This window comes from Atlanticothrix silvestris CENA357, from assembly GCF_016056295.1.
Taxonomy (GTDB): Bacteria; Cyanobacteriota; Cyanobacteriia; order Cyanobacteriales; family Nostocaceae; genus Atlanticothrix; species Atlanticothrix silvestris.
Genome location: NZ_JAECZB010000002.1, coordinates 96,525 through 108,652 on the forward strand (window position 1 = coordinate 96,525; position 12,128 = coordinate 108,652).

At 41.1% G+C, this 12,128-nt stretch carries 11 protein-coding genes; 5 read left to right on the forward strand and 6 right to left on the reverse strand.

Annotation, left to right across the window (positions count from 1 at the left end; translation table 11 throughout):
• Window positions 1-118 precede the first annotated feature (118 nt).
• The 3 genes from I8751_RS01715 to I8751_RS01725 all read right to left on the reverse strand — a co-directional run bounded on the left by I8751_RS01715 (window position 119) and on the right by I8751_RS01725 (window position 4,165).
• Entirely contained in the window at window positions 119-1,099 is a 981-nt protein-coding gene (locus I8751_RS01715) for an aldo/keto reductase (RefSeq protein ID WP_214437438.1), read from the reverse strand.
• Window positions 1,100-1,186: 87 nt separating this feature from the next.
• On the reverse strand, window positions 1,187-2,827 hold the full coding sequence (locus I8751_RS01720) for an RluA family pseudouridine synthase (protein ID WP_225893900.1): 1,641 nt from the start codon (window positions 2,825-2,827) through the stop codon (window positions 1,187-1,189).
• Window positions 2,828-2,872: 45 nt separating this feature from the next.
• Window positions 2,873-4,165 carry a glycoside hydrolase family 10 protein gene (locus I8751_RS01725; RefSeq protein ID WP_214437439.1) on the reverse strand — a complete coding sequence of 431 codons (1,293 nt, stop codon included), beginning with the start codon at window positions 4,163-4,165 and terminating at the stop codon, window positions 2,873-2,875.
• A gap of 386 nt (window positions 4,166-4,551) precedes the next feature.
• Between I8751_RS01725 and I8751_RS01730 the strand changes: the two genes are divergently transcribed.
• Window positions 4,552-5,058 (forward strand): phosphate-starvation-inducible PsiE family protein, encoded by a 507-nt coding sequence (locus I8751_RS01730; RefSeq protein WP_214437440.1) that lies wholly within the window; start codon window positions 4,552-4,554, stop codon window positions 5,056-5,058.
• Window positions 5,059-5,709: 651 nt separating this feature from the next.
• On the opposite strand, the gene I8751_RS01735 is transcribed toward I8751_RS01730, so the two are convergent.
• Window positions 5,710-6,180, reverse strand: a complete 471-nt coding sequence (locus I8751_RS01735) for a tetratricopeptide repeat protein (protein WP_214437524.1) — start codon at window positions 6,178-6,180, stop codon at window positions 5,710-5,712.
• A 292-nt stretch (window positions 6,181-6,472) separates the two neighbouring features.
• On the opposite strand from I8751_RS01735, the gene I8751_RS01740 reads away from it, so the two are divergent.
• The 3 genes from I8751_RS01740 to upp all read left to right on the forward strand — a co-directional run bounded on the left by I8751_RS01740 (window position 6,473) and on the right by upp (window position 9,839).
• Window positions 6,473-7,732 (forward strand): GTP cyclohydrolase II, encoded by a 1,260-nt coding sequence (locus tag I8751_RS01740; protein ID WP_214437441.1) that lies wholly within the window; start codon window positions 6,473-6,475, stop codon window positions 7,730-7,732.
• A gap of 77 nt (window positions 7,733-7,809) precedes the next feature.
• Window positions 7,810-9,036, forward strand: a complete 1,227-nt coding sequence (locus tag I8751_RS01745) for a URC4/urg3 family protein (RefSeq protein ID WP_214437442.1) — start codon at window positions 7,810-7,812, stop codon at window positions 9,034-9,036.
• A gap of 167 nt (window positions 9,037-9,203) precedes the next feature.
• Window positions 9,204-9,839: a uracil phosphoribosyltransferase gene (gene upp / locus I8751_RS01750; protein ID WP_214437443.1), complete on the forward strand. Its 636-nt coding sequence runs from the start codon at window positions 9,204-9,206 to the stop codon at window positions 9,837-9,839.
• 49 nt (window positions 9,840-9,888) lie between these two features.
• Here the strand turns inward: upp and I8751_RS01755 are convergent, their stop codons facing one another.
• On the reverse strand, window positions 9,889-10,272 hold the full coding sequence (locus I8751_RS01755; RefSeq protein WP_214437444.1) for a response regulator: 384 nt from the start codon (window positions 10,270-10,272) through the stop codon (window positions 9,889-9,891).
• Window positions 10,273-10,665: 393 nt separating this feature from the next.
• Complete coding sequence (locus tag I8751_RS01760; RefSeq protein ID WP_214437445.1) at window positions 10,666-11,604, reverse strand: ABC transporter permease; 939 nt, start codon at window positions 11,602-11,604, stop codon at window positions 10,666-10,668.
• 177 nt (window positions 11,605-11,781) lie between these two features.
• Here I8751_RS01760 and I8751_RS01765 point away from each other — a divergent pair, with 177 nt between their 5' ends.
• Window positions 11,782-12,108: a hypothetical protein gene (locus I8751_RS01765; protein ID WP_214437446.1), complete on the forward strand. Its 327-nt coding sequence runs from the start codon at window positions 11,782-11,784 to the stop codon at window positions 12,106-12,108.
• Window positions 12,109-12,128: the final 20 nt, after the last annotated feature.

The following is a 12,128-nucleotide window of genomic DNA, read 5'->3' on the forward strand; positions in this document are numbered from 1 at the left end:
AGCTCAAAGGTAGAGCGATCGCCTTTTTTACTCCATTATTCATGTTCTAAAGTCCGACCTTCGAGTCAAATTTACCAGTTGCTCAGAACTAATTCAATCAGCTAATGGCTGTGAAAACTTATCGGTTGACAGTACTCATATCAGGATAGCGATCGCCTGCGGTAATACCTTTGGGTGCGACAGTTTCAATTCTATTTAGATCATCTGGAGTTAGAACAATCTCGGTAGCTGCAATATTATCTTCTAAATAGGTGCGTCGCTTTGTACCAGGGATGGGCACAATATCTTCACCTTGAGCCATTAGCCATGCTAAAGCAAGCTGACTAGGTGTGACTTGCTTTTCATCAGCAATTTCCTTGACTTTTTCCACTAATTGCAAATTTTTATAGAAATTTTCGCCTTGAAAACGCGGATTATTTCTACGGTAATCATCTGCTGCAAGGTCTTCAGGACGTGTGATGGCTCCTGATAAAAATCCCCGACCAAGGGGACTGTAGGCAACAAATCCAATTCCCAATTCCCGTACAGTCGCTAAAACTTCATCTTCTGGATCACGGCTCCACAGTGAATACTCTGTTTGTAGGGCGGTAATTGGGTGAACTGCTTGCGCCCGTCGAATTGTCGCGGGGGCAGCTTCCGATAATCCCAGATAGCGCACTTTACCTTGTTGCACCAACTCTTGCATTGCTCCGACAGTCTCTTCTATCGGCACATTTGGATCAACTCGATGCTGATAGTACAAATCGATAACTTCTACTCCCAAACGTTTGAGTGAAGCATCGCAAGCTTGATGAACATATTCGGGTTTGCCATTAATTCCTTTCCAACCACCGTCTTCGGTACGAACATTACCAAATTTGGTTGCTAAGACTACTTGATCTCGACGAGCCTTTATTGCCCTACCTACTAATTGCTCATTGGTAAAAGGCCCATACATATCAGCAGTATCGAGAAAATTTAACCCCAGTTCCAATGCCCGATGGATGGTAGCGATCGCTTCTTGTTCATCCCGACCACTGTAAAACTCAGACATCCCCATGCAACCAAGTCCCAACTGTGAAACTTCTAACCCTTGTTTGCCTAGTTTTCTAGTTTTCATGGAATAATTTCTTCATTAAACACTTCAGAATTATCTCTCTTCCTAGAATCAAGTCATCTATTATTAGAAGTATTTGTTGATACAAAGTCAAAATGGTGTAATTGCTTGTAAATGCAAAGTTTTTTCTAACTGCGGATGCTCAAAGCAAAGTTCCCTAGCGTGGAGATGTAACCGATCAGCAACAGCACCACATCCATAAAAGCGATCGCCTAAAATAGTTACCCCAAGTCCTCGTGCATCGGCTGCATGAACCCTTAACTGATGGGTACGTCCTGTTAGCGGTGTCAATTCTACACGAGTGCAGCCTCCTTCCCTGGCTACGACTCGAAAGTGAGTCACACTCGGTTTACCTTGTTGCCAATCAACTTGTTGATAAGGGCGATTTTGCGGGTCTCCCCATAGTGGCAATTCAATTACACCTTGCTCAGTATTTACCGCACCAGCAAGTATGGCTTCATAAACCTTGTGAACCTGTCGTTGTTGAAATTGCCGACTTAGTTGACGATGAGTGAGGCGATCGCGTGCTAACAATAAAATACCAGAAGTTTCCTGATCAAGGCGATGCACAGTTGCAAGTGCCATCCCATCTGGTAACAAATTACGCAAACGACTCAGCACACTATCTTGGCGATCGCGATAGCGACCAGGAACTGATAATAACCCGGCGGGTTTATTGACAGCAATCAGCCATTCGTCTTCATAAATAATAGATATGTTTACTTCCCCGCCTAGATTAAGTTTCAATCCTGAAAGCAAAAACCCCATCAACGGCTGACAACGTTCTATACAAGCTCCATAGAATTGTCCCTGGATTTTGTCTTGCTTCGCTGAGGAAGAACCCCACCAAAACTCTGCCATTGCTAAGGGTTTAAGATGATGTGTGGCTGCATAGTGCAGCAGTTTGGGGGCGCAACAATCGCCTGTACCTGTGGGTAAACCTGTCGGTATTAATTGCTGCAATGATAAAGATGTCCCCGAAAAATTAGTCAAGCTGTAAGCGGCGTGCATCTGAGCTTGTAATTGGCAAGATAGTGCTTTACGTTGTTGTTTTAGCTCTTGTATCCGCACTTGTGTTGCTGCAATCATCTGCTTGAGGGGCTGCAACACTTCATTTTGCTGGCGTTTTAGTTGTCGTCGCTCAATTTTATGCTGACGGCTTTGGGTGTCGAGTTGTTCAAGAGCAGCAGTTAAGGCTTCTCCAGTTAATGTTTCGCAGATTAGCTGGCGTTTTTGATGTCGTTGATGTTTGCAATGTCGATGGCGATCGCTAATTATTTGTAGCTGCTGGTCAAATTCACGGCATAAGCTTTCGTATTGCTGCCATTGTGGTAGATGCTTTAAAGTAATCAATTCTTCTTTGATGGCATTCAGTTCAGCTAAAGTCTGGGCTTCCTCTAGAGCAACTTCATCTCTACCTGGAATTGGTGGAACCCATCCCTCAACTACACTTTTGCCGTTCAAAAGACCAGAAAAAGCTTTTAGTACCCGTTTTTCGCCAGTAGATAGTTCAACCAACAATACCCCATACATTTTGCCCTCACGAGAATAAAGGTGATTGTTGGCAAGATGTTGCATTAAATTATAGGCGATCGCTTCTGCCAAAAAAGTCCGAGGTAATCTCAGGCGATCGCCAGTTTGAGGACAACACCCTTCATAGTAATAACTAGGAGATAAGTTGCTGATAGTAGAATTGCAATCAATAAAATCTGAAAGCGGATACAGAACCATGATCAAAACAAGTATCTGGCAAAAAGCAACTGCTGTATCGTCAAACTATTCCATAGCAGAGCGATATGCAGGAGCAGGGAAGAGAGCTTGAAATCCAGCCTGTCTTTCACTTAAGGGTTCTGGGGCATAATTCAAGAGGCTTTCAAAGTAAAAGAAAGCTACACCCAAACCGCGTCCTTGAGCAGCTCGTACCTGGGATTTAATTTGTTGGATGGGAACTGGACGATTTCGCAACCCTGCCATAATACCAACTCCAGTGGGAATCACTTGTTGGGCTTCTTGAATTTCTGAGCGAGAAATATTGGCGGTAAAACTTTGCAGATCAGGACGATAAATTTGCACAATTAACTCGTCTACAATATTCAACCGTATCCAGGCGAGCCAATCTTGCAGTTGAAATTTGTAAGCAAAATCATAGTAATTGGGTGAAACGGAAAAAATCGCCTTGGGTTTTCTGGCTTTCACAGCTTGGTTGAGTTGTACCATAAACTTCGTGATTTTATCTGCCCGCCAACGCACCCAATCAGGATCTTGAGGATTGGTAGGAGGATTTTTTTTGGTTTCTTGAGTGTACAAATTAACCGTGTATTTATCGTAGCCAAATTCATGAGGTAAACTCATGTGATCGTCAAACTGAATACCATCGACATCATATTGACTCACATTTTCGATCACAAGACTGGTGAGAAACTGCTGCACTTGTGGATGAAAAGGATTGAGCCACATCACTTCACCAGCGGCGCTGATTGAAGTTTCACTACCGTCCCGCTTTTGGGTGAACCAATCTGGATGATTTAATGCTAGCTCTGATGTTGGAGGAGCCATAAAACCAAACTCAAACCAGGGAACCACCAGCAGTCCTTGGCGATGGGCTTGGTTAATCAGATCTGCAAGAATATCATGACCATCTGAGCCTCGAAAGACAAAGGGTTGAATACCTGTACGTTGCGCTACAGCACTGGGATACATGACATAGCCAGAATTCCACACTACAGGATAGATTGTGTTGAAGTTCATTTGCCGCAATTGGCTGACGGCATCCTTAACTTTGGCACGATCCTTCATGACGTTAAGATCATTGTTGGTCATCCAAACCCCGCGAATTTCTTGACGGGGTAGCTGTGCAGTAGCAGGAGTGAAGTTATCCACTAGCAATACCGTCACGAACGATATCAAAACCAGAAGCGGGAAAAGGCATTTTAGCAATGTCTGACAACAAGCAGCTACATGTCTACTTAGCCAACCTGGGTAGAGAAAACTTAATTTCATAGGTTTGAATGATGCGTTAGCTACCGATATGTGCCTTTGCACGCTTTTATGATGGAATCTACTAGCCATTAGTCTACAAGCATTTATACTTACTAGAGAACTGGTTAATTAGCGGTTGTTTATTCAAGCAGCGCCTCGAAGTTTTGCATCAGATCAACTGATGCAGACCTAGCACAGCAAGATAGTTGACGCACTAAGTAGCTTGTTAGTGCCCAATATGGCTGGTGATTTAAGTAGATGTCTATTTAGCTTACCGCTAAAGCGGAACCCGCAGGGTAGCGACTGCCCCGCAAAGAGTAAGAGTTGTCAAAGTTGAATTTTAATCATTAGTTTATTGATTATAAATAATGAGAATTTGAAAGTATTTTAGTTCTCAAAAAGTTATCAGTAATAACTTTTATAATTTTGAATTGCCTATTATATAAATTAACGAATCTAGACTATCCGGAGCTACGATGCCAAAACGGATAATTAAAGAATTAAATAATTGGTTTAAGCGAGATAGAATTGTCAGTAATTTAGAGATTTTTCAAGACATTATTGTTATCTCTCTATCCCTTGGTTTATTTTGCGTGATGCTGATTCGGCTAAGAGATATGTTCTTGTCATTTTTGCATCCATTAGATTTACGGCAAGTCACATCTGATATCTTGTTTATTTTGATTTTGGTAGAATTATTCCGTTTGTTACTTGATTACTTACAAGCACAGCATATATCTGTAGGGGCAGCAGTAGAGATTACCATTGTTTCTGCTTTGCGAGAAGTGATTTTACGTGGTGTACTCGAAATTCCTCGCGACCAAATTTTTGGAATATCCGTATTTTTAGTAGTTTTAGCAGGTATTCTTGTTGCTTTACCCTGGATGTCACGGTTTTTTGAACATGGTAAAGTTGTACGCTCTGAAACTACAGAAGCAGAAACACAATTGTTAGTTGAAGAATCCTTGAATCCTGATTATTAACTTTTCCTCTATCTTCAGATCAAAGAAGGTTAATTATTACTGCAATACCTTATTTTTGGCGTTGCTGAGTAAAAGTATGAATCTGTCTCACGTAGAGGGGCAGTGAACTAGCGCTGCGGTAGCCAGCTTGCGTAAAGCCTACGGCATAGCTGCGCTTAGCGCGTAGCGTCTCGTAGAGAGCGTCACCCGTTCGCGTAGCGTCTCCGTCAGGAGAAGAAAGTCGCACAGAGGAAGAGTTTGAGAGATGAAAATTTTGATATTCATACCTCAATTCAGGAACGCCTTATTTTTTATCTGTACTAGAAACGATAATTCCATATTATTTTGGCTTTTACATTTTGATGTACATAGCCTTGTTATGCCGAGGTTTTGTTGCTAATAAAAGGAAAATTTAATTGCTGTGTTGGGATGGGTGACGAGACACTGTGGGTCTTTTTAGAAGATTGCCGCGATCGCAATTTTGGGAATTGATTATGCTATGAGGTTTAAGGCATCAAAGCCATAACCCATAAAAATCGACTGGACTCCCTTTGATGGTGACATATTAGATCAGCGATCGCTTGGTAAAATCCTCCATGTTCTGCTTGTGCGGCTTAGTTTATTCCAAAGGTTATGAAAGATACATATAACAATAAAATGCAGTCTTTTGTCTTAGCTGAGTCTGAGTGTACATTCTAAAATCAACTTTTGATTTACCAAGGAATAAGGCTGAATATCTAAAGCGCGCTTAAAAGCTTTGATAGCATCCCCATACCGTCCTAGGGCGGCATAACACAAACCCATACCATGAAGTGCCCCAAAATGTACTGGATTAATTTGAATGACCATCTGACAGTCTGCTAGTGATTGTTTATAATCACCCATGCTGTAGTAAAGAAAAGCACGCCGATTCCATGCTTCAGCAAAATCTGGTTGATCTTTGATTAGTGCTGTCAACATAGTTTCGGCTTCACTCATTTCCCCAGCATCAAGTAACTTTTGACTCTGGTCAATTCTTTCTAGTCCGTAAATTCCCTTTTGCTGAAACCAGATTCGCCATAGTTTCTTCGTTGCTTGCTCGCGAACTACGAGATCGGGGTTTTTCAAATCTTCAAGTAAAGAATTTATAGATAAAGAATCCATGAATTTGGAATTGGTAATTGTATCTTTGTATAAACCTATCAATTTTTGCACGAAATCTACTAAGTCATTTTTAAAGACCTCTTTAAAATTCTCACCCAACAATTGCGGGTTAAGCAATTTATGTGTTATTTCTTGTATTAAGCAATACTATTAATACGAGTTTCAACATATCGAGTCATAACTGATTGGTTATTAGGATACCAAACTTTTGAAAACAAGAACTGACTATTGGTAGTTGACAAATACGTAGTAACTAATAGTTCATAAAAACATTACAAAAAGATCAATGATTATGCCCAAGCCAAAGAGTGTTTCCAGGCATATTGTTCTCACGTCCCATCCCAGTCGCTTTGGGCCTAAGCCAATTCCCATTAAATGGGGAGCAGCCGATCCGATGCAACGCGGCCCAGTAATTGCAACACTAGCTAAGCAGACACATCGCAACGTCATCGGTACTCATTCTGGTAGTTATGCTATTTATCGGGCTTTAGCAGTTGCTAGCGGGGCTTTGCAGTCTGATCATCGGGCAGATTTAACAAATACATCGCCTGTGGCACATATTGGCCCTCATCCTAGTTGGGCTGATCCAGAAAAGATTGTTTCTCTCGATCCTTTTGGGGCGATCGCATCTGAGGTATTTGCATCTTATTATCAACAGGGCTATGATATTCGCCCTACGATCGCCATCACCCAAGCTCATATCAATATGCCAGAACTACTAGATGCTGTGAGCAAAGGACGCTTGCAGGTGGATGGTCAGATTATGAAGGCCAATGGTGATTTAGTCGTTACCAAAGCTGCCATTGAGCCTGTTTGGTATCTACCAGGAGTTGCCAAGCGCTTTGGCATATCAGAAGGAGATTTACGACGGGCTTTATTTGAACAAACTGGGGGGATGTTTCCAGAACTGGTGACGCGATCGGATTTGGAAGTGTTTCTACCACCCATCGGAGGTTTGACGGTGTATATTGTCGGTGATCTGAGTGCAATTACAGATCCGCATAAACCCGTAGCTGTACGTGTACATGATGAATGTAACGGTTCTGACGTGTTCGGTTCTGATATTTGTACTTGTCGCCCCTATTTAGTACATGGCATTGAGGTATGCGTGCAAACAGCACAGTCAGGCGGTGTAGGCGTAATCGTCTATTCCCGCAAAGAAGGCCGGGCTTTAGGCGAAGTAACGAAATTCTTAGTTTACAATGCCCGCAAGCGTCAAGAAGGAGGCGATCGCGCTGATGCTTACTTTACTCGCACAGAATGCGTCGCGGGTGTGCAAGATATGCGCTTTCAAGAACTCATGCCAGATGTGTTGCATTGGTTAGGTATAACCCGCATTGACCGTATGGTGTCAATGAGTAACATGAAGTACAACGCTATTACTGAATCTGGAATTGAGATTGTCGAAAGAGTAGCAATTCCAGAAGATTTGATTCCTCAAGATGCACGGGTAGAAATTGAAGCGAAAAAAGCTGCCGGTTATTACACCACGGGAGATATTTTAGATGCAGATGGGTTAGCTGATCTTAAGGGGCGATCGTTAGAAGGCTAAAGTGTCAAGGATGAAGTATTTAGTCTCATCCTTCATCCTTTGTTTTGGGGTGTATCAGCAGTGGAGTTAAATCAAAAGTGGAAATAAAAACCGCAGAGGCGAAAGACTTAATTGCCTATCTTCGTTCCCCGACTGCTATTAGAGAACGCTGTGGGCAAGTGTTTACATGGGTCAATGCAGGTCAATCGCCTCATTTTAGTTGTGATTTGACTCAGTTGGGAAAGGTCGCAGATTATGTGATTGAGGTAATGCGTTGCGAATACCCAAATCTACAAATTCCCTTTCACAGTCGTTGGCGGCACTTTGAAGCCAAAGGTGTACCGCGATTAGCCCAATTAAATACTCAGTTAGCAGAACTCACGCCTTTAGAAAAAGCTGCTGCCAAGTTTGATTTAGCAATTATCAGTGTGTTGTTAGATGCTGGTGCAGGCGATAGTTGGCGTTATTATGAGCAAGAAACTAAGTTAATTTTGGGGCGTTCTGAAGGATTAGCTGTTGCTAGCTTCCAAATGTTTTGTCAAGGGACTTTTTCTAGCAATAGTTTACCGCAAGCTGATGCTTTTAGATTGCAAACATTAACAGAAATAGAACTCGCTAAAGGGCTGCAAGTAAATACAGAAAATCCCTTAGTAGGTATTTTTGGACGATGTAAGTTATTACAAAAATTAGGTCAAGTGCTAATCTCTTCACCCCATTTGTTTGGGGATAAAAACCCTCGTCCGGGTAATTTGGTAAATTATCTTTGGGAAAAATCTCAAAATCAGCAGTTAGCCGCTGCAACGGTGTTAAGTCTAATTCTAGAAGGACTTAGTGACATTTGGCCAGGAAGATTAGAAGTTGACGGAGTAAATCTTGGTGATGTTTGGCAACATCCAGCCGTTGCTGATGATGGCTTCGTGCCATTTCACAAACTTTCTCAATGGCTGACATATTCTTTATTAGAACCATTACAAGAACTCGGTTTAGAAATTACTGGGTTAGATACTCTCACTGGATTACCAGAATATCGTAATGGGGGATTATGTTTGGATTTGGGGCTAATCAGTGCTAAATATCCAGAAATATTCAACTCATCTTATTCTGTGGCATCAGAAGTTATAGTTGAATGGCGTGCTTTGACTGTGATTCTTTTAGATCAGATTGCTGTCACAGTACGCGAAAAGTTAGGTATGAGTGCTGAAGAATTACCACTGGTGAAAATATTGCAAGGGGGAACCTGGACAGCAGGGCGAAAAATTGCCGCTGAACTTAGAACATCTGGGGAACCACCAATACAAATTGCTAGCGACGGCACGGTATTTTAAAATTCGTAATTCGTAATTCGTAATCAAAGGAATTAGTAGGGTGTGTTATGCCGCAGGCTAACGCACCATCTTAGCACAGCAATATTTTTGAATTTTTGTACTATATTTTCGATAATTTATAGATGTTAGTCTTAACGCAGTTTACCAAATTGATCATTAATTAAAACATGCAAAATCAAGTAACAATTATTGAACATCCGTTGATTCAGCATAAACTAACTCTCATGCGTAAAGCTGAAACCAGTACGACAAAATTTCGCAATCTTCTCAAAGAAGTTAGTTTGTTGTTAGCTTATGAAGTCACGCGAGATTTACCGCTAAAATATGAACTGATTAAAACCCCACTATCCCCGATGGATGCACCGATACTTGCACCAGATAAAAAGCTGGTCTTAGTTTCTATTATGCGGGCAGGTCAGGGAATTTTGGATGGAATGCTGGAGTTGATGCCGTCCGCACGGGTGGGACATATTGGTTTATATCGTGACCCCAAAACATTGATTGCTGTAGAGTATTATTTCAAAGTTCCTCATGATGTTGAGCAGCGGGATATGATTGTTGTTGACCCTATGTTAGCCACTGGAAATTCTGCTGTTGCAGCTGTAGAAAGATTAAAATCAACTAATCCTTTATCAATTAAGTTTGTTTGTTTACTGGCAGCACCAGAAGGTATTGAACATTTCTGTCAAGCACATCCTGATGTTCCTCTTTACACTGCTGCTATTGATGATTATTTAGACGAACATGGCTACATTATTCCTGGTTTAGGAGATGCAGGCGATCGCTTGTTTGGCACAAAATAAGTTGATAATAAAATTTAGTTATCTAAAGTTTGCAATCCTCAAGCAAACTTTAGAAAGTTAGCCCATTGAGATGTCTAATAATCACAACTTCTAATTTACTAAAATCATAGGGTTTGGTGATATAGTCATCAGCGCCTGTAGAGATACGTCGATTGTATTTGGATGCTAATGTTGAAGGTACTAGTGCAATAATTGGGATTGCTGAGGTTTTTGGGTCTTGCTTGAGGTAATCAATTACTTGGCTGCTACTTAAATCAGACAACATCATATCTAACAGGATAAGGTCAGGTTTATGAGTTTGTGCTAATATCACTGCCCTTACCCCTTGTTTAGCACAAATGCACGAAAAGTTTAATGTTTTAAGGTGAGAATCTAGGAGTTCTAAATTATGTAGATTTTGTTCTACAACTAAAATCAAGGGCTGTTCATCCATAAGCAAATACTCACCTTTAATAAAAGGCTATATACCTAGACTGTTAATATGCAATTTCATGAATGACTTTTTAGCAAAGTCATGTTTTGTAATGTGTGCTTTGGCGATTAACAAAGTTTCCTTCATGCGGCGGAGTGCGGCTTGACATAAACTAATTTGTATATACAGCAGGGAACAGGGTTAAAACTCTCTTTGTATATGCCTTTGTTATGAAAATTTGTACTTTATTTACCTGCAATCTGCTGTAATTCCCTAGGTTGGGTGTCTACGCTCACGTTAAGGTAAACAATAACAAGCGAATGGAAGTATCAAGCAAATATTGACATTATCCTTATAAATATACATTTTGTCTATCTGAAAAATTGTAATTACTCTTAAGTATTGGTTAAGTATTTAATCAAACTTATGATTATCCGTAAAAGAAGGAATACCTAATGCTTTTGGAGGCGTAGACTTGCCAGCTAATCCCACCAATGCCAAAAGAGCGATCGCATAAGGTAGCATCACCAGAAATTGATAGGGAATATTTGCACCTAATGCCTGAATTCGCAATTGTAAAGCTTCTGTAGCACCAAATAACAAACAAGCCAAAGCGCTGTAAAGAGGGTGCCATCTACCAAAAATTAATGCTGCGATCGCAATAAATCCTTTACCAGCACTCATGCCTTCTGTAAAGAATCTTATTTGTACTAAAGTCAGATAAGCTCCTCCCAAGCTGGCAAGACAGCCACTCATCACTACAGCGCAGTATCGCACCATTTGCACAGATATCCCAGCCGTAACAGCAGCCTGAGGATACTCTCCTACAGCCCGCAAACTCAGACCAAAGCTGGTATGAAACAAAATATACATACTCAAAGTAATTAAAATTAGCAGTAAATATACGAAAATATCTTGTTGAAATAGCAAGGCTCCAATTATAGGAAGGTTAGCAAGTCCGGGAATGACTATTGCCTCGATTCCTGGTAATCGTTGGGTGCTACCACCGCTAAACACCAACCGCGCCAAAAATGATGTTAATCCAGCAGCTACCAAATTAATTGCTAAACCTGACACCAGCTGGTCAACATGCAAAGATACACACAAAAAAGCGTGAAGTAAACCCACTAATCCCCCAGTAATCAAAGCAGCAAGGATGCCAATCCAAGGATTTCCTGTGTATAAAGTAGTAGCAGCACTAGTGAAAGCGCCAGTCAGCAACATACCTTCTAGGGCAATATTGAGTACTCCCGACCGTTCAGAGTACAATCCTCCCAAAGCTGCAAATGCTAAGGGTACAGCCAAACGCAGACTAGCCGTTAGGTAATCAGAAAAAAAACTCAGATTATTCATATTTTCCGGAAAACGAGTGTATTTAGTGGAATCCAACTTCTAGGCTATGTTTCTTAAGTAATGAAGGCTACGAGAGTAATTTTACTGTGGTTGCCAAATATTTATGTAAGCTAACATACATGAGACTGATGAGTGAGTGTTAACATCATTTCATTGTCCTATATAGGGTGGATACCGATGACATCTCAAGGCGATCGCCATAAAGAACTAGAACAACGAGAACGCATACTACGAGAACGAGAAGTTGAATTGCGGCTCCGGGAAATGGAAGCTGATATCCATGTTTCCAATACACCTATTCATAAAACTATTAAGCATCAGCCAGAAAACTCCTCCAAACCGTGGATGAAAAAAGTTATCCTCGGTGGAAAGTTATTTGCTTTAGGTGTAGCGGCGCTGGTTGCGGTCAGAATAGCCTCTGCTTTGGCTGGGATTTTGATTGTCGCAGTGTTGGTAGGAGTATCTTACAAACTATTTTTTGAATCTAAAAACCATAAACCTTAGTTAGGTAGGGTGTAATTAGT

Bases quoted from the DNA above. Each gene is read 5' to 3' on its own strand.
- upp (WP_214437443.1), top strand. From the start codon at position 9,204: ATGCAAAATCAAGTAACAATTATTGAACATCCGTTGATTCAGCATAAA.
- I8751_RS01735 (WP_214437524.1), bottom strand. From the start codon at position 6,180: ATGGATTCTTTATCTATAAATTCTTTACTTGAAGATTTGAAAAACCCC.
- I8751_RS01765 (WP_214437446.1), top strand. From the start codon at position 11,782: ATGACATCTCAAGGCGATCGCCATAAAGAACTAGAACAACGAGAACGC.
- I8751_RS01730 (WP_214437440.1), top strand. From the start codon at position 4,552: ATGCCAAAACGGATAATTAAAGAATTAAATAATTGGTTTAAGCGAGAT.
- I8751_RS01740 (WP_214437441.1), top strand. From the start codon at position 6,473: ATGCCCAAGCCAAAGAGTGTTTCCAGGCATATTGTTCTCACGTCCCAT.
- I8751_RS01755 (WP_214437444.1), bottom strand. From the start codon at position 10,272: ATGGATGAACAGCCCTTGATTTTAGTTGTAGAACAAAATCTACATAAT.
- I8751_RS01760 (WP_214437445.1), bottom strand. From the start codon at position 11,604: ATGAATAATCTGAGTTTTTTTTCTGATTACCTAACGGCTAGTCTGCGT.
- I8751_RS01725 (WP_214437439.1), bottom strand. From the start codon at position 4,165: ATGGCTAGTAGATTCCATCATAAAAGCGTGCAAAGGCACATATCGGTA.
- I8751_RS01720 (WP_225893900.1), bottom strand. From the start codon at position 2,827: ATGGTTCTGTATCCGCTTTCAGATTTTATTGATTGCAATTCTACTATC.
- I8751_RS01715 (WP_214437438.1), bottom strand. From the start codon at position 1,099: ATGAAAACTAGAAAACTAGGCAAACAAGGGTTAGAAGTTTCACAGTTG.